The 20,103-nt window shown below is 64.2% G+C and carries 22 protein-coding genes and 1 pseudogene; 16 read left to right on the forward strand and 7 right to left on the reverse strand.

From position 1 onward, the window contains the following. Positions 1-197: 197 nt before the first annotated feature. The 3 genes and pseudogenes from AC0L2L_RS26190 to AC0L2L_RS26200 all read left to right on the forward strand — a co-directional run. Positions 198-809: pseudogene (locus AC0L2L_RS26190) on the forward strand (RelA/SpoT AH/RIS domain-containing protein); the annotation flags it as partial. Between the two features lie 73 nt (positions 810-882). Beyond that, the gene (pyrE, locus tag AC0L2L_RS26195; RefSeq protein WP_473582454.1) at positions 883-1,461 is read left to right on the forward strand and encodes an orotate phosphoribosyltransferase; all 579 of its coding nucleotides are present in this window, start codon (positions 883-885) and stop codon (positions 1,459-1,461) included. Positions 1,462-1,536: 75 nt separating this feature from the next. Continuing rightward, positions 1,537-1,920 carry a VOC family protein gene (locus AC0L2L_RS26200; protein WP_473582457.1) on the forward strand — a complete coding sequence of 128 codons (384 nt, stop codon included), beginning with the start codon at positions 1,537-1,539 and terminating at the stop codon, positions 1,918-1,920. Here AC0L2L_RS26200 and AC0L2L_RS26205 read toward each other — a convergent pair. After that, positions 1,898-2,386: a GNAT family N-acetyltransferase gene (locus tag AC0L2L_RS26205; protein ID WP_473582459.1), complete on the reverse strand. Its 489-nt coding sequence runs from the start codon at positions 2,384-2,386 to the stop codon at positions 1,898-1,900. The two genes, AC0L2L_RS26200 and AC0L2L_RS26205, sit on opposite strands and share 23 nt — an antisense overlap. Before the next feature lie 256 nt (positions 2,387-2,642). Here AC0L2L_RS26205 and AC0L2L_RS26210 point away from each other — a divergent pair, with 256 nt between their 5' ends. The 6 genes from AC0L2L_RS26210 to AC0L2L_RS26235 all read left to right on the forward strand — a co-directional run bounded on the left by AC0L2L_RS26210 (position 2,643) and on the right by AC0L2L_RS26235 (position 7,101). Continuing rightward, positions 2,643-3,230: a DUF2062 domain-containing protein gene (locus AC0L2L_RS26210; protein WP_473582462.1), complete on the forward strand. Its 588-nt coding sequence runs from the start codon at positions 2,643-2,645 to the stop codon at positions 3,228-3,230. After that, a complete protein-coding gene (acpS, locus tag AC0L2L_RS26215; protein ID WP_027164899.1) occupies positions 3,227-3,640 on the forward strand; it encodes a holo-ACP synthase in 414 nt (137 codons plus the stop codon). Before AC0L2L_RS26210 ends, acpS begins: the two co-directional genes overlap by 4 nt. A 79-nt stretch (positions 3,641-3,719) precedes the next feature. Continuing rightward, entirely contained in the window at positions 3,720-4,469 is a 750-nt protein-coding gene (gene lepB / locus AC0L2L_RS26220) for a signal peptidase I (protein ID WP_473582465.1), read from the forward strand. Next, complete coding sequence (gene rnc, locus AC0L2L_RS26225; RefSeq protein WP_473582715.1) at positions 4,456-5,190, forward strand: ribonuclease III; 735 nt, start codon at positions 4,456-4,458, stop codon at positions 5,188-5,190. The genes lepB and rnc overlap by 14 nt, the downstream gene beginning before the upstream one ends. Further along, the gene (gene era / locus AC0L2L_RS26230; RefSeq protein WP_473582467.1) at positions 5,175-6,107 is read left to right on the forward strand and encodes a GTPase Era; all 933 of its coding nucleotides are present in this window, start codon (positions 5,175-5,177) and stop codon (positions 6,105-6,107) included. Before rnc ends, era begins: the two co-directional genes overlap by 16 nt. Positions 6,108-6,204: 97 nt before the next feature. Beyond that, positions 6,205-7,101, forward strand: coding sequence for an aminoglycoside phosphotransferase family protein (locus tag AC0L2L_RS26235; RefSeq protein ID WP_473582469.1), 897 nt, complete (start codon positions 6,205-6,207; stop codon positions 7,099-7,101). A gap of 92 nt (positions 7,102-7,193) precedes the next feature. Here the strand turns inward: AC0L2L_RS26235 and AC0L2L_RS26240 are convergent, their stop codons facing one another. Both AC0L2L_RS26240 and AC0L2L_RS26245 read right to left on the reverse strand, forming a co-directional pair. Further along, positions 7,194-8,705, reverse strand: coding sequence for a winged helix-turn-helix domain-containing tetratricopeptide repeat protein (locus tag AC0L2L_RS26240; RefSeq protein WP_473582471.1), 1,512 nt, complete (start codon positions 8,703-8,705; stop codon positions 7,194-7,196). A 120-nt stretch (positions 8,706-8,825) separates the two neighbouring features. Further along, complete coding sequence (locus AC0L2L_RS26245) at positions 8,826-9,629, reverse strand: CPBP family intramembrane glutamic endopeptidase (RefSeq protein WP_473582473.1); 804 nt, start codon at positions 9,627-9,629, stop codon at positions 8,826-8,828. A 262-nt stretch (positions 9,630-9,891) separates the two neighbouring features. Here AC0L2L_RS26245 and recO point away from each other — a divergent pair, with 262 nt between their 5' ends. Further along, positions 9,892-10,650, forward strand: a complete 759-nt coding sequence (gene recO, locus AC0L2L_RS26250; protein WP_473582475.1) for a DNA repair protein RecO — start codon at positions 9,892-9,894, stop codon at positions 10,648-10,650. 4 nt (positions 10,651-10,654) lie between these two features. Here the strand turns inward: recO and AC0L2L_RS26255 are convergent, their stop codons facing one another. Next, positions 10,655-11,119, reverse strand: a complete 465-nt coding sequence (locus tag AC0L2L_RS26255; RefSeq protein ID WP_473582477.1) for an NUDIX hydrolase — start codon at positions 11,117-11,119, stop codon at positions 10,655-10,657. 463 nt (positions 11,120-11,582) lie between these two features. Between AC0L2L_RS26255 and AC0L2L_RS26260 the strand changes: the two genes are divergently transcribed. Further along, positions 11,583-14,351 carry a DUF2339 domain-containing protein gene (locus tag AC0L2L_RS26260; RefSeq protein WP_473582479.1) on the forward strand — a complete coding sequence of 923 codons (2,769 nt, stop codon included), beginning with the start codon at positions 11,583-11,585 and terminating at the stop codon, positions 14,349-14,351. 23 nt (positions 14,352-14,374) lie between these two features. Here the strand turns inward: AC0L2L_RS26260 and AC0L2L_RS26265 are convergent, their stop codons facing one another. Then, the gene (locus tag AC0L2L_RS26265; protein WP_473582480.1) at positions 14,375-14,770 is read right to left on the reverse strand and encodes a hypothetical protein; all 396 of its coding nucleotides are present in this window, start codon (positions 14,768-14,770) and stop codon (positions 14,375-14,377) included. Then, positions 14,763-15,014 (reverse strand): type II toxin-antitoxin system Phd/YefM family antitoxin, encoded by a 252-nt coding sequence (locus AC0L2L_RS26270; protein WP_473582482.1) that lies wholly within the window; start codon positions 15,012-15,014, stop codon positions 14,763-14,765. The genes AC0L2L_RS26265 and AC0L2L_RS26270 overlap by 8 nt, the downstream gene beginning before the upstream one ends. Before the next feature lie 214 nt (positions 15,015-15,228). On the opposite strand from AC0L2L_RS26270, the gene AC0L2L_RS26275 reads away from it, so the two are divergent. The 5 genes from AC0L2L_RS26275 to AC0L2L_RS26295 all read left to right on the forward strand — a co-directional run bounded on the left by AC0L2L_RS26275 (position 15,229) and on the right by AC0L2L_RS26295 (position 19,619). Continuing rightward, the gene (locus AC0L2L_RS26275; RefSeq protein ID WP_473582484.1) at positions 15,229-15,747 is read left to right on the forward strand and encodes a sigma-70 family RNA polymerase sigma factor; all 519 of its coding nucleotides are present in this window, start codon (positions 15,229-15,231) and stop codon (positions 15,745-15,747) included. Next, complete coding sequence (locus tag AC0L2L_RS26280) at positions 15,744-16,538, forward strand: anti-sigma factor family protein (RefSeq protein WP_473582486.1); 795 nt, start codon at positions 15,744-15,746, stop codon at positions 16,536-16,538. Before AC0L2L_RS26275 ends, AC0L2L_RS26280 begins: the two co-directional genes overlap by 4 nt. A 205-nt stretch (positions 16,539-16,743) precedes the next feature. Further along, complete coding sequence (locus AC0L2L_RS26285) at positions 16,744-17,841, forward strand: peptidase C39 family protein (protein WP_473582488.1); 1,098 nt, start codon at positions 16,744-16,746, stop codon at positions 17,839-17,841. A 4-nt stretch (positions 17,842-17,845) separates the two neighbouring features. Continuing rightward, positions 17,846-19,309 carry a RimK family protein gene (locus AC0L2L_RS26290; protein WP_473582490.1) on the forward strand — a complete coding sequence of 488 codons (1,464 nt, stop codon included), beginning with the start codon at positions 17,846-17,848 and terminating at the stop codon, positions 19,307-19,309. Positions 19,310-19,346: 37 nt separating this feature from the next. Next, positions 19,347-19,619, forward strand: a complete 273-nt coding sequence (locus AC0L2L_RS26295; protein WP_473582492.1) for a DUF3303 domain-containing protein — start codon at positions 19,347-19,349, stop codon at positions 19,617-19,619. A gap of 15 nt (positions 19,620-19,634) precedes the next feature. Here AC0L2L_RS26295 and AC0L2L_RS26300 read toward each other — a convergent pair whose 3' ends face one another. Beyond that, positions 19,635-20,045, reverse strand: coding sequence for a RidA family protein (locus AC0L2L_RS26300; protein ID WP_473582494.1), 411 nt, complete (start codon positions 20,043-20,045; stop codon positions 19,635-19,637). Positions 20,046-20,103: the final 58 nt, after the last annotated feature.

A 20,103-nucleotide genomic window follows, 5' to 3' on the forward strand; every position in this document is an offset into this window, starting at 1 on the left:
CCCCCCCCCCCCCCCCCCCCCCCCCCCCCCCCCCCCCCCCCCCCCCCCCCCCCCCCCCCCCCCCCCCCCCCGCGCCCGCCCCCCCCCCCCCCCCCCCCCCCCCCCCCCCCCCCCCGCGGGCCCCGCCGCGGGGGCCCCCCCCCCCCCCCCCCGGCGGCGGGGCGGGGGGGGGCCCCCCCCCCCCCCCCCCCCCCCACGTCATGAAGGCGGTCTTCCCCGACTATAAGGACGAGCGCGTCACCGTAAGCGCCCCCAAGCAGCGCGAGGAGGGCTGGTCGAAGATCCGCAACGCCGCCGGCATGCTGTTCCAGATGCCCGGCAGCCGCGCCGCACGCAAGGACAAGGACCAGCCGCGCGACGGCGCGGTGCCGATCCGCGGCGTGCGCGGCGACCTGCCGGTGCGTTTCGCGCCGGAAGGCGCGGTGCCCGGAGACCGTATCGTCGGCATCATCCAGCCGGGAACCGGCATCACCATCTATCCGATCCAGTCGCCGGCGCTGCAAGCCTTCGACGACCAGCCGGAGCGCTGGATCGACGTGCGATGGGATATCGACGAGCGCACCAAGGAACGTTTCCCGGCGCGTATCTCGGTCACCGCCATCAATGCGCCGGGTTCGTTGGCCGACATCGCCCAGGTCGTCGCATCCAACGATGCCAACATCCACACGCTGTCGATGGTACGCACGGCGCCCGATTTCACCGAGATGCTGATAGACCTCGAGGTCTGGGACCTGAAGCATCTCAACCGGCTACTGTCGCAGCTCAAGGACAATTCGAGCGTCAGCGATGCGCGGCGCGTGAATGGGTGAATAGTGAATAGTGAAAGAAGGTACTCTTACCACTCACCACTCACTACCATTCACCATGGACATGGAGCGAAGAATGAACACCGACGAAGTGCTGGGCATTTTCCGCGAGGCCGGCGCCGTTCTCGAAGGTCATTTCATCCTGACGTCCGGCCTGCGCAGCCCGGTCTTCCTGCAGAAGGCGCGGGTCTTCATGCATGCCGACAAGACCGAGCGCCTGTGCAAGGCCCTGGCCGAGAAAATCCGGGAAAGCGTGCCCGGCAGGATCGACTATGTCGTCGGCCCGGCCATCGGCGGCCTGATCCCGGCCTACGAGACCTCGCGCCATCTTGGCGCGCCGGCGATCTGGGTCGAGCGGGAAGGGGGCGAATTCAGGCTGCGCCGCTTCGAGATTGCCGAGGGCTCGCGCGTCGTCATCGTCGAGGACATCGTCACCACGGGCCTGTCGATCCGCGAGACCATCGACTGCCTGCGCGAGATCGGCGCGGAAGTGGTCGCGGCTGCCTGCATCATCGACCGCTCGGCCGGCAAGACCGATGTCGGCGTGCCGTTGATCGCGCTTGCCGAATATGAAGTGCCGGCCTATCCCGCCGACCGCCTGCCGCCGGAACTCGCCGCCATTCCCGCCGTTAAGCCGGGAAGCCGCAACATCTGAGATCGCAATGCATGAAAACAAGCACTTGAGCGCATCGCTTGGATCTCTTTCCCCCAGACACGCGGCGAGGTCGCGATGATCGCCGGCATCGACCACTTCGTGCTGACGGTCCGTTCGGTTGAAGCGACCTGCGGCTTCTACCGGCGGGTGCTTGGCATGTGGCGCGTGGATGAGCCGAACCGGCCGACCGCGCTTTTGTTCGGCTCGCAGAAGATCAACCTGCATGAGGTCGGCCGCACTTTCGAGCCAAAGGCAAAGGCGCCGACGCCGGGTTCCGGCGATTTCTGCCTCGTTGCCGCCGTGCCGCTTGCCGAAGTCCAGGCCAGCCTCAAAGCCAATGGCGTGGCTATCGAAGTCGGACCGGTCGAACGCACCGGCGCGCGCGGCACCATGATGTCGGTCTATTTTCGCGATCCGGACGATAATCTGGTCGAGGTCAGCGAGTATCCGCTCGACTGAGATCGAGCCGCATCGCGCAGCGCTGGTCCAAAGGCATGCCGTGCTCGGCCTCGTCGCTGAGCAGGCTTGCGAGCCGTTCGTCGATCTCGGCGTCTTCGAGGACGCGAAATCCGAACTTGCGATAGAAGGGCGCGTTCCAGGCGACGGCGCGAAATGTCGTTAGCGTCAAAGCGGCCAGGCCGCGCTGCCCGGCGTCTTCGATGGCTCGTTCGACCAGGGCGCGCCCGATGCCTTGGCCCTGCCGGTCGAGGCGCACGTCCAACTCCCAGATATGCAGCGTAACGCCCTCAATCCCGGCGCTCAGGAAGCCGACCAGCTGCTCTTGGCCATCGGCGGCAACCCAGCATGCGCCCCCGGCTATCAGCGCGCGGTGTCGTTCCGCGCTGACATTGTCTCCGTCGGCCAGCCATGCCAGCTCCGGGATGGCGCGGAACGCCAGTCCGGCGGACTGCTCGATCTGAGGCAATGCCCCGGCATCCTCGGTCCGCGCCGGTCGAATTGTGATCATTGGCCCCTTATCCTGGCTGTTTTCCTCAGTTTCGCCAGAATGAGGCTATTGTTACAGCCTGCGGCAGACCATCGCGGCGGCGTTTCCGTTGTTGCGCGGCCTCGTCGTCGCTATATCAAAGTCTTGTTGCCTTTCTGCGCCCTCGAAGCGCAAGATAAGTTTGCGCGTCCCGGTGGGCAGGGGCAGCGCGTGTTGGACCGGGAACTGGAACAGAGTGCTTTTTCGACGCCGAGAGCCTGATGGCCTCCTGGAGCGGGTGCGTACTTATCTTTGGCCGCGCCGCTCTTTTTCGCGTTCTGTTCAGTATTTTTCCAAGCGCATCCTGCGGTTGAAGGCGACGCCGCATTCCGTCGCCGCCGGCGTCGCCGCGGGCGTTTTTGCCTCCTTTTTCCCGCTTGGCTTCCACTTCATTGTCGCCGCCGTGCTGTGCTGGATCATCGCCGGCAATCTGGTCGCGGCGGCGCTCGGCGCCGTGTTCTTCGGCAATCCGCTGACCTTCCCGCTGCTGTGGGGCGCGTCCTGGGAAACCGGCAAGTTGCTCCTGCATGAACGCCTGCCGAAGCACGGGCCGCCCGAGCATCTCGGCGAAATGATGCACAAGCTCTCCTTCGCGAAGCTCTGGCACCCCGTCCTGGAGCCGATGCTGATCGGCGCCGTGCCGCTGGGCCTGGCCTTCGGGCTCTTGTTCTATGGCATCACGCGCTGGGGCATGACCGTGTTTCGCGAGCAGCGCAAGAAGCGCATGGCCGAGCGTGCCGAGAAGAAATCGCGGCCGGGCGGACGGGAAGTGCCCGCGGAATGATCATCGGCATCGGCAGCGACCTGATCGACATCAGACGGATCGAAAAATCGCTGGAACGGCACGGCCAACGCTTCGTCCAGCGCATCTATACCGAGGTCGAACAGGCCAAGTCGGAAAGGCGTGCCGCCCGCGCGGCCTCCTATGCCAAGCGCTTCGCCGCCAAGGAGGCCTGCGCCAAGGCGCTGGGTACGGGCATGGCCGAGGGCGTATTCTGGCGCGACATGGGCGTGATCAACCTGCCGAGCGGTGCGCCGACCATGGCGCTGACCGGCGGCGCCGCGGCCAGGCTGGAGAAAATCCTGCCGACAGGCCACCGTGCGCTGATCCACCTCACCATCACCGATGATTTCCCGCTTGCTCAAGCCTTTGTGATCATCGAGGCAGTGCCCGCCGAACAAGCGCCACATTGATTCCATCTGACCACGAGCGGCATGACGTTGCCCAGCGCGCGCCGAGACTCTATACCAACATCGCACAATCGAGGACGACATGAGCGTGGCTGAAAAATCGCAGAAGAAATCCGGCGGACTTGGTGAAACCTTTTCCGTCATCATCCAGGCTCTGCTGCTCGCGCTCGTCATCCGCACACTACTCTTCCAGCCTTTCTCCATTCCGTCCGGCTCGATGCGGCCGACCCTGCTCGAAGGCGACTATCTGTTCGTCACCAAATGGGCCTATGGCTATTCGCGCTATTCGCTGCCATTCGGTCCCGATCTCTTCTCCGGCCGCATCTGGGGCTCGGAGCCCAAGCGCGGCGACGTGGTGGTGTTCAAGTTCCCGCCGGATCCGTCGGTCGACTACATCAAGCGCGTCATCGGCCTGCCCGGCGACAAGATCCAGATGAAGGATGGTCAGCTTTTCATCAATGACGTCGGCGTGCCGCGCGTAAAGACCGGCCAGATCGAAAACCCCGACATCACCGAAGTGCCGCAGCCGGTCGACGTCTATCGCGAGACGCTGCCGAACGGTGTCAGCTACGACACGCTCGACCTGACGCCGAATTCGATCGGCGACAACACGCGCGAATGGACCGTGCCGGCCGGCCACTATTTCATGATGGGCGACAATCGCGACAATTCTTCCGACAGTCGTTTCACCGTCGGCTTCGTTCCGGCCGAGAACCTGGTTGGCCGCGCCAATCTCATCTTCTTCTCGATCGCCGGCAAGGCGAGCCCGCTCGAGATCTGGAAGTGGCCGTCGCTCATGCGCGCCGGGCGCCTGTTCCATTTCGTCCACTAGAGCAATGGCGGCCGGCAAGCGTTTGACCGCCGATGCCCTAGCCGAAGCGCTTGTCGAGCGCACCGGCCACGCCTTTGCCGACCGCCAGCGCCTACAGCGGGCGCTGACCCACGCCAGCGCGCGTTCGACCCATGCCGGCGTCGATTATGAGCGTTTCGAATTCCTGGGCGACCGTGTTCTCGGCCTCGTCGTTGCCGACATGCTGCTTGCTTCCTTCCCCGATGCCGCCGAGGGCGAGCTTTCGCTGCGTTACAACGCGCTGGTCAATGCCGAGGCGCTCTCCGAAATCTCCGAGGAGATTGGCCTGCCCGAGCTGATCCGCGCCGGTTCCGATGTGCGCAATCTCGAAGGGCGCAAGCGCACCAATCTGCGCGCCGATGCGCTGGAATCGCTGATTGCCGTGCTCTATCTCGACGGCGGGCTGGAGGCGGCGCGCGCGTTCATACATCGCTACTGGCAGCCGCGCTCGCAGGCGACCGGTGCTGCGCGCCGCGATGCCAAGACCGAATTGCAGGAATGGGCGCACCAGGCAGCGGCCGGCGCCGTGCCGGCCTACCGCATCGACAGCCGCGAAGGGCCGGACCACGATCCGCTATTCACCGTCAGCGTCAAGGTCGGCTCTTTTGCTCCCGCGATCGGCAGCGGCCGCTCCAAGCGCGAGGCCGAGCAGGCCGCGGCGGCTACTCTTTTGCTGCGCGAGGGCGTATGGAGCGCGGCATGATCGCAAACCAATCTCCCGAGACCCCCAACACCCGCTCCGGGTTCGTCGCGCTGATCGGCGCGCCCAATGCCGGCAAGTCGACGCTGGTCAACCAGTTGGTCGGCGCCAAGGTGTCGATCGTCACCCACAAGGTGCAGACCACCCGCGCCATCGTGCGCGGCATCGCCACGCATGACAACGCGCAGATCGTCTTCGTCGACACCCCCGGCATCTTCAAGCCGAAGCGGCGGCTGGACACCGCGATGGTGACGACCGCCTGGGGCGGCGCCAAGGATGCCGATGTCGTGGTGTTGCTGATCGACGCCGAGCGCGGCATCAGGGGCGATGCCGACGCCATCCTCGACCGGCTGAAGGATGTTCGGCAGCCGATGCTGCTCGTCCTCAACAAGGTCGACCGGGTCAAGCCGGAGACGCTTCTGGCCCTGTCCGCGGCAGCAAACGAAAGAGTGCCGTTCAAGCGCACCTTCATGGTCTCGGCGCTGACCGGCTCCGGCTGCAAGGACCTGCTCGACTATCTGGCAGAGGCGCTCCCCGCCGGCCCCTGGTACTATCCGGAAGACCAGATTTCCGACCTGCCGATGCGCCAGCTCGCGGCCGAGATCACGCGCGAGAAGCTTTATCTGAGGCTGCATCAGGAGCTTCCCTATTCCTCCCATATCGAAACCGAGAAATGGGAAGAGAAGAAGGACGGTTCGGTGCGCATCGAGCAGGTCATCTATGTCGAGCGCGACAGCCAGAAGAAGATCGTGCTCGGCCACAAGGGCGAGACGATCCGCGCCATCGGCCAGGCGGCGCGGATGGAGATTGCCGGCATCCTCGAACAGAAAGTGCACCTCTTCCTGTTCGTGAAGGTGCGCGAGAACTGGGGCGACGACCCCGAGCGTTACCGCGAGATGGGGCTGGAGTTTCCGCATTGATGCATGTCGCCCAAAAGTGCGAAGCGGTTTTGGGATAACGACATGCATAAGACAAACATGCGGGTCGCCCAAGGGTGAAGCGGTTTGGGACGGCGACATGCATGAGGCGCGACCAGACATCGATACCGATCTCGTGCGACGGCTGGTCGACGCGCAATTCCCTGAATGGCGGCATCTGCCGGTGAGCCCGGTCGCCTTTGGCGGCTGGGACAACCGCACCTTCCATCTCGGCGACGAGATGACGGTGCGCCTTCCAAGTGCAGCGCCCTATTCGCTGCAGGTCGAGAAAGAGCAGCGCTGGCTGCCGCAACTCGCGCCGCTGCTGCCGCTGCCCATTCCGACGCCGCTGGCGATGGGCGAACCGGCCGAAGGCTATCCCTGGCATTGGTCGGTCTATCGCTGGATCGAAGGTGACACTGCGAAGAATGGGCGTATTGGCGATCTGGGCTCGTTTGCGCTCGACGTGGCAGATTTCCTCGTCGCATTGAGGAGCATCGATCCAACGGACGGGCCTGGCCCTGGCCAGCACAATTTTCACCGCGGCGGACCGCTGACCGTTTACGACGGCGAGGCAAGGCAAGCCATCGCTGCGCTCGACGGCCGGATCGACACGCAAGCCGCCACGGCGGTCTGGGAAGCAGCGCTTGCCGCCACCTGGTCTGGCTCTCCGGTCTGGTTTCATGGCGACGTCGCCTCGGGCAATCTTCTGGTCGAGGACGGCCGCTTGAGCGCCGTCATCGATTTCGGCACCTCCGGGGTCGGCGACCCATCCTGCGACCTGGCGATCGCCTGGACCTTCTTCGAAGGTGAAAGCCGCGAAGCGTTCCGCGCTCGCATCGCCGTCGATGACGCCACCTGGGCACGCGGCCGCGGCTGGGCGCTGTGGAAGGCGCTGATCACGGTCGCCGGCCACGACGCCAACCAGGTCGAGGGGAAAAGGCAGCGCCAGGTGATCGACGAGGTGCTCGCCGAGCACGGGAAATTCGCGTGCTGAAGGCTATAGCAGGCCTGTCGCCCAAAGGTCGGCTGATGACGTGAAACGGGGTGCCGCCCCGCCGCCGAATCGCTCGGGCACCGCCAGCCAGCTCAGGATCCTTGACCCTCTCCAAGTGCCAGCGCCACGCCTTGTGCAAGGTGCTCCATGTCGGAGGGGTTCTCGAACGGCACGCCTGACATCGCATAATCGAGCGGAGAGAAATCGGCGTCATCGGCCTTGATCAATGCAACCTGTTGCCTCGCCGCTTCCATTTTGCCGAGCTGGGCACAACAGGCCGCGAGCCGCGTCCTGATCCACGGCATCGGTCGCGTGGCCAGTTCCAGCGTCTCGACAGCGGGCTGGTACTCGCCAATCATGTAGAGAGCCAACGCGCGATCATACTGGTACCAGTGCGGGTTGAGCGGGTCGATGCGGATAGCGCGCGCCAACCAGGCAAGCGCATCAAGCGGCCGGCCGCGCATTACCATGAGATAGCCCATCTGCCCGATGCACTCGGCGTCGCTCGGATTGAGCTCGAGTGCGATCCGCAAATGATGTTCGGCGGCTTGGTGATCGCGCATGTTGAGCCGCACCAGGGACTGGATGCGGTGCGCGGTCGCCTGGTCTGGCGACAACGCGATGCCTTTCTCGGCAAGCTCGCGAGCTTTCGCAAGCACGGCTGTACTGATGCTCCCAAACTCGCCATTCAGCACGTGCGACAGCGCCAGATAGGTGTAGGCAAGACCATAGGCCGGGTCCCGCGCGATCGCTGCTTCGAAAAGCGCCGCGGCCGCCTTCAGGTCGCTCTGCGCCGGATCGCGCAGCAAGGTTACCCCGCGCAGCGCCAGTTCATAGGCAGCCAGGTTTGCCAGCGGCTTTCGTGCCGCGCGCTGCAGGCCGGCATTGTGCACCCGCACCACCAGCCGTCCGACGATTTCCTCGACAATATCCTGTTGGATGGCAAAGAGCCCTGCATCCTCGACGCGGTAGCGCTCGCCCCAAAGCTGGATTGCGTTGGCCGCGTCGACGAGATTGACTGCAACGACAAAGCCGCCTGGCTGCCGGCGAACATAGCCGTCGACGAGATAATCGGCGCCAATGCGCGAGCGAACGGTCGGCCATTCGGTGGGCATGTTGGAGGCGAAGGAAAAGCTTGAGTTGCGCGCCAGCACCGTCACGGTGCCGAAGCGGGCCAGGCCGTTGATGACGTCCTCGGCAAAGCCGTCGACAATCGTTTGGTCGGCCGGATCCACGCCGTCATTGCGAAACCTGAGCACGGCCACGATTGGTTGCGCGCCGGGCTCCGGGACCACCTCCGTTTCGGCCGCCAGCATATAGCCGCGCTTTGACACCGTTCGCACCATTCCTTCGCCCAGCACCTTGCGGATTTCTCTGATCGACTGTGTCAGCGAATCCTCGGTGACGAAGACGCCCGGCCAGACCGTGTCCATCAGCTCCGATTTCGGCACGACGCGGCCGATGTTGCGAGCGAGGTGCGTCAGCAACGCGTAGGCTTTCGGGCGCAGGTAAGCTGTCCGGTCCGCTTGGCCAAGTGTGCCCTTGCCCAAGTCGAGCGTGAAATCGCCGAAATGAAAAACCTGATCGGTGGTCGAAACCGCCATCAAGAGACCCGCTCCCTGGAGGCCATGCGATATTGGCTACGCCTCGGGAGCCGGGTCAAGACCAGATGTTGGCACCACCGCGACAACGCGCCGCCCAGGAAGCGCGTCTATGTCTGCGGCTCAGGCGATTCCGGCAATGGCGACCCTGGCCTTTGACCTGTGGGCGAAGCTCTCGGTGCCGTAGCAGGCCACGATCGCCAACGCGATGATCGCCCAGATCGCAACGCCGATCCATTGCTGCTGCGCGTAGTCGCCGCCGGTGAACACCTTGCCAAGGAAGCGCACGCTGTTCTGGTGCGTGACATGCATCATGATCGCAAGCAGCACGCTGCCGGTGTTCTGGTAAAGCCAGGTGAAGACGATTGCAGCCAGCACGACGTTGATCGTGCCGTAGAGGCTGAGATCGCCGACCAGGCCGAGCGGCAAGTGCCAGATCGCCCAGATAACGCCGAGGATCAGGCTACCGGCGAGCGCCGAATGGCTGGAAAGAAGGCGCGGCGTCGCAAAGCCACGCCAGCCGGGTTCCTCGCCTAATGGGCCGCTGAAGACAGCATAGAGCGCGATGATCGGCAGCATCTCGGATAGGGCGGGGATGTTGCCCCAGGCCGGTACCGCCGCGCCGAACAGCGGATTGATCAGGATCGAGGCAAGCTGCGCGCCGAACGGCAGGCCGAACGCCACCAGATACCAAACCGGGCGGACACGCCACTTAACCATCGAGGCGAGCACGGGCTTGATCGCCCTCCAGCCTCCGGCAAGTCCCGAGACGATGAAGCCGGAGACCATCGGCCCGAAGGTGAACCAGGGAATGCTATCGCCATGCGACAAATAGAAGGGGACGAATGCCAGCCATGTCAGGCCGAGCGCCAGCGAAAAAAATGCAATAAGCTGATGCCTTCGCACCAGGCTCAGGAAGGAAGTCATCTCAAATCCTCTCAACGGGCAGTGATCATGAGAGGTCGACGGCTGCCCGATCGGTCGACATGCATCTGAGCACGATCCGGCCGAACCGTTCCCGCAGGCGGTGCGTCGACCGCATCGGCCAACGCGTTCTTATTGGAGGCAGCGCGCCCGAAAATCCCGACGGCTTTCTGAAAGATTTCCGATATTTGCAATTGGCAGCATTCTTCATGCTTGATTCAGCCGAATCTTGATTTCGCCGCGCAACGGGTGAAAAGCTCGCCGCATGGAATGGCGAGACGAGGGAATCATTCTCGGCACCCGCAAGCATGGCGAAACCAGCGCCATCCTCGAGGTGATGACGCGCGCGCATGGCCGCCATCTCGGCCTGGTGCGGGGAGGGCGCTCGCGCAAGCAGCAGCCGCTGCTGCAGCCCGGCAACCGCGTCGACCTTCTGTGGCGAGCCCGCCTCGACGAGCATCTCGGCATCTTCCAGGCCGAGGCGATCGAGATGAACGCCGCACGGCTGATGGACAGCGCGGTCGCGGTCTACGGACTGCAGACAATGGCCGCGCATCTCAGGCTTCTGCCCGAGCGCGATGCGCATGGCGGCCTCTACGAGGCGCTGGCCGTGATGATCTCGCATCTGAGCGATGCCGATGCGGCGGGCGAGCTGGTGGCGCGCTTCGAGCTGCTCATTCTGGATGAGCTTGGCTTCGGCCTCGACCTCAGCCAATGCGCGGCGACCGGCACCAGGCAGGATCTCGCCTACGTCTCGCCGAAATCCGGCCGCGCCGTCTCGCGCGCCGCCGGCGAGCCCTGGCGCGACAAGATGCTGGCGCTGCCCGCCTTCCTTCAGCGCGGCTCCGGCCTGCGCGCCGATGCGGCGGCACTTGAAGACGCCTTCCGGCTCACCGGCTTCTTCTTCACCCGCCATGTCTACGAGCCGCGCGGCCTCGAGCCGCCCGACGCCCGCGCCGGCTTCCTCGCCGCGCTGCGCCGGCATCATGCGGCGACGAAGGCGATTGCGGGTGAGGCAGGATAGAAGCCTAATCCGCTGCTCTTCGCTCCAGGAAATCGTCGAGCATGGCGCGCTGGCCCTTCAGGATCTTGCGGCCGGCATCGGCCAGTGAAAACCAGCCGGCTCTGTCCACTTCGGGAAACGCCTTCATGCTTCCCGATTTCGGCGGCCACTCCATGGTGAACATGTTGCTCTTGATGGCATTTGCATCGATATCGGCCTCGACGCTCCACGCGACCACGATCTTGCCACCCGGCTGCTTGTAGCTGCCGAGCGGCTGGAAATCGCCTTCGACGGCGACGCCGAGCTCCTCTTCGGCTTCCCGTTTGGCTGCCTCGAGCCCGTCCTCGGTGTCGCCGATCAGTCCCTTCGGGATAGACCACGCGCCTTCATCCTTTCTGGCCCAGAACGGTCCGCCCGGGTGGACGAGCAGGAATTCGAGCACACCGGCGGTGCGCCTATGGATCAGCAGGCCCGCGCTCTTCTGCGGCATCGGTCACCTCGCGACATTGTCTTCGCCGCGCGAGAATAGCACGAGTATTTCGCAGCGGAGGTCACGCAATCTCGCCGCCAAAAGTGGCGGTGCGGCCGGCCTGGCATTGGATAAACCGGCAAGTTGCTGGCAATCGGCCACGAAACATGCTCGATCTTGTATGTGCATGTCGCCCAAAAGTGCGCAGCGGTTTTGGGAGAACGACATGCACCAAAACAATGAGCATGTCGCCCAGAAGTGTGCAGCGGTTCTGGGACAACGACATGCATAAAAACAATGAGCATGTCGCCCAGAAGTGTGCAGCGGTTCTGGGACAACGACATGCATAAAAACAAAGATTAAAGCGTGTCGCCTGAATCCGTTTCAGCGCAACACGCTTTAGCCGGCAAGACGCTGATTTGCGCCAGCCGTCTCATTGCCGCATTTATTGGCCACGACTGGTCTGGTTTTGAGGGAAACCACCATGTTTTTCAGCCTGATCGCCATTGCCGCCGTCATCGCTCTTTTCGTCATCGTTTCACGACAGCAAAACCGCATTGCGCTGGTCGAGCGCGAGCTCGGCGTCCTGCGCGGCCTGGTGCAGCCACCGTCCAAGACGGCCACCGCCGCGCAAGAAGGTGTTTCCGAGGAGGCCAGGCCGGCCGCGGCCTCCGCAGTGCCGTTGGCTGACGACGCGACCGCGGCCGAAGAGATTGTCGCGAAGCCCGCGGCCGCCGAAGGCGAGGCGATGGCTGGGCCCTGGACCAAGGGCAAGGCGAGCCCGGCGCAATCCGCCGGGCCATCCGAACCGGCGCAACCTGCCTCCGTGGCCAAGACGCCTGCGGCAGGGGCGCCTGCGTCCGCCAAGGCGGCGCGCCAGACCGATGTCGAGACGGCGCTCGGCACGCGCTGGGCGGTCTGGGTTGGCGGCATCGCGCTGGCGCTGGGTGGCCTGTTCCTGATCCGCTACACCATCGAGGCCGGCATTTTCGGTCCCGGCGTGCGGCTGACGATGGCCGGCATCCTCGGCCTGGTGCTGATTGCCAGTGCCGAATTCATCCGCCGCACCGGCTTCAAGGTGCCGGTGCAGGGCGCGGCCGGCGCCTATATTCCCGCGATCCTGACCGCGGCGGGCGCCTTCATCCTGTTCGGCACGGTCTACGCGGCGCACGGCATCTATGGCTTCATCGGTCCGGCGACAGCCTTCGCGCTGCTTGGCGTCATCGGCGTCGCGACTATCGGCGCTTCGCTCGTGCATGGCCTGGCGCTGGCCGGCATCGGCCTCGTCGGCGCCATGGTCACGCCGGCGCTGGTTTCATCGCAGGCGCCCAACCCCTGGGCGCTGTTCGTCTACCTGGCGATCGTGCTTGCGGCGACCGCGGCAACCGCCCGCATCCGGGACTGGAAGGCGCTTATGGCCGCTGCTTTCGCCGGCACCGGCATCTGGACCATTCTTTACATGGTCGACGCGCCGGACGTGAACCTTGCCGCCGTCCTGTTCATCAGCCTGGCCACGCTGGCCGTGCTTGCCTGCGTCTGGCTTGCGGGCCGCGACGGGTCGGCGCGCGGCTTCGACTGGCCATCGATCGTGCCCGGCTTCTTCATCGCCTTGAGCGCGATCGGCCTCTCCGTCGATCCGGCTTTTGCCAGCGCCGGCGATGCCTTGCACGGCGCGGTCCTCCTGGCCGCGCTGGTCGCAGTGGCGCTCTACCAGCCACGTGCGCTTCCGCTGGTCTTTGCCGCCGGCATCGCGACCGTGCTGATCTATCTCGGCATCATCCCGCCCGCCACGATCGGCGCGGATGCGCTCGATGTCGGTCTGGACGCCCAGCCTTTGGCGTCGTCCGACGCGCTGACTTTCCGCATCGGCATCACGCTTGGCCTGATCTTCCTCGCCGCCGGGTTCTGGGCGGCACGCCGCTTCGCCGCCACTGCTCCGGTGCGCGCGGCCTGCTGGGCGGCCTGGGGCGTCATTGCTCCGCTGGTGGTGCTCCTGGCGCTGTGGCTGACCTTCGGCGATATCGACCGCGACTTCGGCTATGCGCTGCCGGCGCTGTTGCTGGTGCTGGCCTTTGCCGCCGGCGGCGAATGGATCGCGCGCGCCGAGGAGCCGCCGCTGACCGGCGGCCCGGCCGTGTCGTTCGCGCTCGGCGGCGCCGGCGTCGCCGGCCTGCTGATGCTGCATATGGCCTTCGGTTCGGGCTGGACGACCGTGCTGGTTGGAGCTGCCGCCATTCTGCCAGCGCTGGCCACGCGCTGGCGGACTTACCCCGTGCTGGGCTGGATCGCGGTGGGCGCGGCGGTCGCCGTGCTCGGCCGTGTCGCCTTCGATCCAACGATCGTCGGCGCAGCGTTTCTGTCCAGGACGCCGGTCTTCAACTGGCTGCTGCCGGGTTACGGCGTGCCGGCCCTCGCCTTCGGCTTCGCCGCCTGGCAGCTCGCCCGCACCACCCCCGCACTACCAATAGCTGGCAATGGCCGGCCGCGCCTTGCGATGGAGGCAGCCTCGGCGCTGTTCGCGCTGCTCACCATCGCCATGCTGGTGCGCCATGCCATGCATGGCGGCGTCATCGACACCGGCACGGTGACGCTTGCCGAACAGGCGATCTACACGCTGATCGCGCTCGGCGCCGGCGCCATCCTTGTCGCCATCGACATGCGCTCGCCGAGCTCGGTGCTGCGCTATGGCTCGCTGGCTGCCGGCGTGGTTTCGGCAGCCCTGATCGCCGTTCAGCATTTCGTGGTGCTGAACCCGCTGCTGACGGACGAGTCGACCGGCGCGATACCGGTCTTCAACCTCCTGTTCCTCGCCTATCTGCTGCCGGCGATCGCCGCCGGCGCGCTGGCGCTCTATGTCCGTGACAAGCGTCCGAGGTGGTATGCGGCGATGCTGGCGCTGGTCGCCTCGCTGCTTGCCTTCGCCTATGCGACGCTGTCGGTGCGCCGCCTGTTCAAGGGCGAGTTCATCGCCTTGTGGAGCGGGCTGGGCCAGCTCGAGACCTACACCTATTCGGCGCTCTGGCTGGTCATCGGGGTGGCGCTGCTGACCGCCGGCGTCTGGCTGAAATCGCAGGTGCTGCGCATCGCCTCGGCGGCGCTGATCGCGGTCGCGGTGGTGAAGGTCTTCCTGTTCGACATGTCGGAGTTGGAAGGCGTGCTGCGCGCTCTGTCCTTCATCGGCCTGGGCGCAGTGCTGATCGGCATCGGGCTATTTTACCAGCGGCTGCTGACAAGGGCAGCCAAACAGGCATGACGGCCCCGGTTTCTGTCCTGCTGCTATCTTCGGACAATGCCGCGCAGTCGGCGCTGGTTGGCTGCCTCTTTGATGAGGCCAGCAATCTTGCGGATGAACGCCGGACTGAAAGAACCGATCGGCTTCGTCGTCGCGAGGTCGTAAACTTCGTCGGTCCGCGCCCGGTTGTACTCGTCGAGGATCAGCCATGATGGAAAATCGAGGCCGCCCCTACGGCACTCGATCTCACTGATGGCAATATACGTGCGGGTTGGATCGGGTTGCTGCGAGGTGAGCGGGAACAGGAACAGCGCGGCTGGCGTAGTCGGCGTTCTGACCACGACACAGACGGGACGCGCTTTGCGGCCAGATTCTTCACCGGCTTCAGCTTGCCGCGCCCACAGATAGTAATACCGAAGCAGATCGCCGGGCTTAAACATCCGGCTCATCGCCAGTTATGATGGCTTCCAATCCCGACATCAGTTCGTCGTGGATATCGTCAGGCGCGTCCTCCAGCGTGTAAGCGGCGGCATGAGACGAACCAACGAGTTGCCGGTATTGTCTGGCTGAGAGGATGATCAGTTTTTCCTTGCCGCGTTTCGTGAGCGCGACAGGCTCGATCATCGCCGTTTCAAGGATTTCACCTGATGCGCGGTTCATGTCTGAGAAGGTGAATTGTTTCATCAGTTGCCTCATACCTGATATACCTATTATACCTATTATACGTAATTAAGCAATTGGCCTATGCGGCTTTTGGGCCGGGAATAAACTGCCCTCCGTCCGCGTTATTGACTTGCTTGGGTAATCGCAGCGGTTGAGCCGCTTGGCGCTGACTGCTTGCACCGCGCCGGGAAGGCGCGTTCTATCGGAATGGAAAGCGACCTCGAAACAAGCGGTCATGGACGACAAGAAGGCAGCGATCCTGAGCGAAATACCGCGGTTGCGGCGCTATGCGCGCTCGCTGCTGCGCGACCGCGATTCCGCCGACGACCTCGTCCAGGATTGCCTGGAGCGGGCACTTCAGCGGCTCGACAACTGGCAGACTGGAGAGAGCCCCCGGAGGTGGCTGTTTACGATCATGCATCACTTGTTCATCGACCAGATGCGCAAGGTCAACCGGCGCGGCGAGGCGGCGATGCTGCCTCTCGAAGCCGGTGAAGCCCAAGCCGCGCCCGCCGATCAGGTCGAAACCATCGCCTCGCGCGAGATCATGGATGCCTTGCAGGCGATCAGCCCCGATCGCCGCGCGGCATTGGTGATGGTCGCCATCGAGGGCTTTTCCTATGCCGAGGCCGCCAACATCCTTGGTGTGCCGGCCGGCACGCTGATGTCGCGCATCGCGCGCGGCCGCGAGGAACTGCGCGGCCTGCTCGAGGACACATCGCGCCGCCGCTCGATAAGGATCGTCGAGAAATGACCCGCCGCGATTTCTCCGAACGCGATATCCACATGGCCCTCGACGGCGAACTGCCGGGCGAGGAGCGCATGGCTTATGACGCCTGGCTCGAGGCCAATCCCGAGATGAAGGCGAGGTCCGCGCGCTACATTGCCGATCGCGCCGCCATGCGCGCCGCCTTCGCGAGCGTGATCGACGAGCCGGTGCCGGCGAGGCTGCGGCAGGTCGTGTTTGGCGAGGTGCCCGCGAAAGCGCCTGCATGGCGCTCGCGCTGGTGGCTGTCGGCTGCCGCTGCCGTGGTGCTGGCGCTCGGTGGGTTCGGCGGCTACGTCGCCGGCATCGATAGCGTCAGCCGTGGTGGCGATAGCGACGACCAGCTCGCCGAGCAAGCGATCGCCGCTCATGTCATCTACGCCGCAGAAAAGCGCCATGCCGTCGAGGTCCCGGCAAGCGACAAGGATCACCTCCAGACCTGGCTGTCGAACCGCGTCGGGTTGAAGCTGGTTGCGCCCGACCTCGCGGCCGAGGGCTTTGAGCTGATCGGCGGCCGGCTGCTGCCTGCCGGTGAGCAAGGCAAGGCGGCGATGCTGCTCTATGAGGATGCCAAGGGCGAGCGCATTTCGCTCTTCGTCACCGCCGAATCGTCCGCGACGTCGAAGGGCACCTACACGGCTGAGGGGGGCGGGCCCGAGGCGGTCTACTGGCTCGACAAGGGCTACGCCTGCGCTGTCGTCGGCTCGTTGCCGCCGGAGCGGCTGTCCGATGTCGCAAAGAGGGCCTACGGCCAGCTCCTGGCCGGCATATCGAGCTGAACCGGCTGCGTTTTTCGCGGCCGGTCTTCCCTAGAACGGCAATTCTGTTCAAACACTTTACCCTTTCCTGCCGTGGCGGAAACTGTCACAATTCGGCCCTAATCAAGGAGCGATAGCGCTTGATGGATACCGGCGTTTCGGCCAGTGTTCGCGACGCATCCACCGGGGCCGTTTCCACACCCAATCGAGGTTCTCCCAAGCCCGTATGCCTGCCGAGATTCGCAAGGCCCGTGCGTCAGATGTCGATGACCTCGCCGCCATCGAGAAGGCGGTGTTTCCTGGCGACCGGCTGTCGCGCCGTTCCTTCCGTCAGTTTATCGAACGCGAGACCGCCGAGATGCTGGTGGCTGAAAACGAGGGGCGTGTCGCCGGCTATGCGGTGGTGCTGTTTCGCAAGGGCAGCGGCGTGGCGCGGCTCTATTCCATCGCTGTCGGTCCCTTTTTCGGTGGGCTCGGCATCGGCCGCGTCCTGTTGGCGGCCGCCGAGGACGCGGCCTTCGAGCATGACCGCTTGTTGCTGCGGCTTGAGGTGCGCGAGGACAATGAACGCGCCATCCGCATCTACGAGCAGGCCGGCTATCGGAAACTAGGCCGCGAGCCCGACTATTACGAGGATGGCGCGACGGCGCTTCGCTACGAAAAGACGCTGCGCGGCGACACACCCACAGCGACCAAAGTTCCGTTCTACCAGCAGACTTGTGAGTTCACTTGCGGTCCGTGCTGCCTGATGATGGCGATGGCCAATTTCGACCGCGGCTTCGTGCCCGATCCGGTGATGGAAATCCGCCTCTGGCGCGAGGCCACCACGGTCTTCATGATGTCCGGTCCCGGCGGCTGCGAGCCTTTCGGCCTGGCGGTCTCCGGCTACGAGAGCGGGCTCGCCGCCGAGATATTCGTCTCCTTTTACGGCGCGCTGTTCCTGCAGTCGGTGCGCAGCGAGGACAAGCGCCGGGTGATGGAGCTGGCGCAGGTCGATTTCCGCCGCCGTGCCGAACTTTACGGCATTCCCGTCAATTACCGTCCGTTCGGCATCGGCGATATCCGTGACGCCCTGGCCGAGGGCAAACTGGTGGTTGTGCTGATCAGCGGCTTCCTTATGTTCGGCAAGAAGGTGCCGCATTGGGTGCTGGCCATCGGCGACGATGGCGACCATATCCTGATCCACGATCCCTGGGTCGAGGACGAAAGGCAGGAAACGATCCTCGATGCCGCGAACATTCCGGTGCCCTACGACATCTTCATGAACATGGCGCAGTTCGGCCGCGACGGTTTGCGCGCCGCCATCACTCTGGGAAAACGCTGAGACAATGACCTGGGTTATCCTGACAGGCAGGCAGAACGATCTCGATCAGGTTGCCACCCCCCACAAGATCATCACCAACCGCGATTACCTCGCGCATCCGGCGCTGTTCCGCGGCCAGCGGCCGAAGGTGATCAACCTTTCGAACAATTACGGCTATCAGAGCCGCGGCTACTATGCATCGCTGCTCGCGGGCTCGCGCGGCCATAGGGTGATCCCGACCGTCGAGACGATGATCGACCTCTCGGAGCGCAAGCTTTACGAGCACGCGCTGCCGGAACTCGAACTTGCCCTGAACAAATGCCGCAAGGACCTCGGCGGGACTTTCCCGGCGAAGGTCGCGATCTTCTTCGGCATCGGTCCGTCGAAAGTATGGGACCGTTTCGCCAAGCTGTTGTTCGACTGGTTCCGTGCCCCGGCGCTCGAGGTCCATATCAAGGACAGCGCCGAATGGGCGTCGATCCGCAAGATCGGCTTCCTGCCGCTCGCCCGCATGACCGAGGATGAGGACGAGTTCTTCCTGCAGTGCCTGGACACCTACACCAATCGCGAATGGCGCGACACCAAGGGCCGCACGCCTGCGCGCTATACGTTTGCCACGCTGGTCGACCCGCATGAGGAATTGCCGCCGTCGGAGATTTCCTCGCTGCGCTACTGGGCGAGGATCGCCGAGAAGATGGGTGTCGAAGTCGAGCCGATCACCAGGAAGGACCTCGCCAAGCTCGCCAATTACGACGCGCTGTTCATCCGCGAGACCACGTCGATCTCCAACCACACCTACCGCTTCGCGCGCCGCGCCCAGCAGGAAGGCATGCCGGTGATCGACGATCCGCTGTCGATGATCCGCTGCACCAACAAGGTCTATCTCAACGAGCTGATGACCTACAACAAGGTGCCGGTGCCGCCGACGGTGATGATCGCCGGTACCTCCGACCTGGAGCTCGCGGCGCAGACACTGGGCTTTCCGCTGGTCTTGAAGATCCCGGATTCGTCCTTCTCGCGCGGCGTCAAGAAATGCGAGAACATGGCTGAGTTGACCAAGCTCGCGACTGAGTGGCTGGACGATTCCGATCTGCTGATCGCGCAGAAATTCATCCCGACCGAATATGACTGGCGCGTCGGCGTGCTCGGCGGCCAGCCGCTGTTTGCCGTCCATTATCTGATGGCGAAGAAGCACTGGCAGATCGTCAACCACAAGGCCAGCGGCAAGCCCGACCAGGGCGGCATCAAGACCTTCACGCTGAAGCAGACGCCGCCGCATGTCGTCGAGACCGCCGTCAAAGCGGCAAAGTGCATCGGCGACGGCCTCTACGGCGTCGACCTCAAGGAGACCAAGGACGGGGTCTTCGTTATTGAGGTCAATGACAATCCCAATCTTGACCATGGCTGGGAGGATTCCGGCGAGAAGGACGAGCTGTGGGTGCGATTGACGCAGTGGTTCCTGGAACGCCTGGAGCGGCCGGACAAATAGCGACCGGAGAAGTAACTGCCTGATTTGAGGGAACAAAATGCTGTTTTTCGTGATCGAGGATTTTCACGGCTCGGACCGCAAGGAGATCTATCGCCGTTTCCGTGACAAGGGCCGCCTGAAACCCGACGAACTCGTCGTGCATCACAGCTGGATCGCCGGCGACATGAGCCGCTGCTTCATGCTGGTCGAAGCCGACGATGCGACGGTGCTGCAGCGCTGGGTCATCGAATGGGCGGATTTGGTCGAGTTCGAGATCGTTCCCGTGGCTAACAGCAAGGACATGGTGGCGGCATTGGCTGGGCATCTCTGAATCGATGATGACCAGCTAGCTGCTGCTGGCCCCGTCAATGACCGCTATCGCGTCGACCTCTATGAGGTAGCCTGGGGACATGATCGCCACGCCGACAATCACATTTGCTGGCTTGTGATCTCCAAACAGCGAAATCTGCGCATCTTCGATGATCGGAACGTGTTCATCGCGGTTGTAGTCGACGATGTAGATCGTGATCTTGCAGACTTGGTCGGGCCGGGCACCCGCCGCACTGAGCGCTCGGCCGAGATTGCCGAACGCCAGGCGTGCTTGCGCCGCAAAATCACCATGCCCGACGAGCTTGCCGTTTATGTCTTCGGGCTGCTGACCCGAGATGAACACCAGCTTGGATCCCGTCGCGACGACAACCTGTGTGTACATCTCTGGAACTGGCAGATCATCCGGGTTGATGAGTTCGAGCGACATCAAAAATCTCCTGTTTCGTTCGACTGAAAAGCGAGGCGGGCAGCGAAGGCAAATTAGT

The sequence above is a fragment of the Mesorhizobium sp. WSM4832 genome, from assembly GCF_055811115.1.

What these genes read in the sequence shown, in the direction of transcription:
- lepB (WP_473582465.1), top strand. Translation starts at nt 3,720, where the DNA reads ATGAGCGTGGCTGAAAAATCGCAGAAGAAATCCGGCGGACTTGGTGAA.
- AC0L2L_RS26265 (WP_473582480.1), bottom strand. Translation starts at nt 14,770, where the DNA reads ATGTTTAAGCCCGGCGATCTGCTTCGGTATTACTATCTGTGGGCGCGG.
- AC0L2L_RS26200 (WP_473582457.1), top strand. Translation starts at nt 1,537, where the DNA reads ATGATCGCCGGCATCGACCACTTCGTGCTGACGGTCCGTTCGGTTGAA.
- AC0L2L_RS26235 (WP_473582469.1), top strand. Translation starts at nt 6,205, where the DNA reads ATGCATGAGGCGCGACCAGACATCGATACCGATCTCGTGCGACGGCTG.
- recO (WP_473582475.1), top strand. Translation starts at nt 9,892, where the DNA reads ATGGAATGGCGAGACGAGGGAATCATTCTCGGCACCCGCAAGCATGGC.
- AC0L2L_RS26245 (WP_473582473.1), bottom strand. Translation starts at nt 9,629, where the DNA reads ATGACTTCCTTCCTGAGCCTGGTGCGAAGGCATCAGCTTATTGCATTT.
- AC0L2L_RS26300 (WP_473582494.1), bottom strand. Translation starts at nt 20,045, where the DNA reads ATGTCGCTCGAACTCATCAACCCGGATGATCTGCCAGTTCCAGAGATG.
- AC0L2L_RS26270 (WP_473582482.1), bottom strand. Translation starts at nt 15,014, where the DNA reads ATGAAACAATTCACCTTCTCAGACATGAACCGCGCATCAGGTGAAATC.
- acpS (WP_027164899.1), top strand. Translation starts at nt 3,227, where the DNA reads ATGATCATCGGCATCGGCAGCGACCTGATCGACATCAGACGGATCGAA.
- pyrE (WP_473582454.1), top strand. Translation starts at nt 883, where the DNA reads ATGAACACCGACGAAGTGCTGGGCATTTTCCGCGAGGCCGGCGCCGTT.
- AC0L2L_RS26275 (WP_473582484.1), top strand. Translation starts at nt 15,229, where the DNA reads ATGGACGACAAGAAGGCAGCGATCCTGAGCGAAATACCGCGGTTGCGG.
- AC0L2L_RS26260 (WP_473582479.1), top strand. Translation starts at nt 11,583, where the DNA reads ATGTTTTTCAGCCTGATCGCCATTGCCGCCGTCATCGCTCTTTTCGTC.
- AC0L2L_RS26255 (WP_473582477.1), bottom strand. Translation starts at nt 11,119, where the DNA reads ATGCCGCAGAAGAGCGCGGGCCTGCTGATCCATAGGCGCACCGCCGGT.
- AC0L2L_RS26285 (WP_473582488.1), top strand. Translation starts at nt 16,744, where the DNA reads ATGCCTGCCGAGATTCGCAAGGCCCGTGCGTCAGATGTCGATGACCTC.
- AC0L2L_RS26280 (WP_473582486.1), top strand. Translation starts at nt 15,744, where the DNA reads ATGACCCGCCGCGATTTCTCCGAACGCGATATCCACATGGCCCTCGAC.
- AC0L2L_RS26240 (WP_473582471.1), bottom strand. Translation starts at nt 8,705, where the DNA reads ATGGCGGTTTCGACCACCGATCAGGTTTTTCATTTCGGCGATTTCACG.
- AC0L2L_RS26290 (WP_473582490.1), top strand. Translation starts at nt 17,846, where the DNA reads ATGACCTGGGTTATCCTGACAGGCAGGCAGAACGATCTCGATCAGGTT.
- AC0L2L_RS26295 (WP_473582492.1), top strand. Translation starts at nt 19,347, where the DNA reads ATGCTGTTTTTCGTGATCGAGGATTTTCACGGCTCGGACCGCAAGGAG.
- era (WP_473582467.1), top strand. Translation starts at nt 5,175, where the DNA reads ATGGAGCGCGGCATGATCGCAAACCAATCTCCCGAGACCCCCAACACC.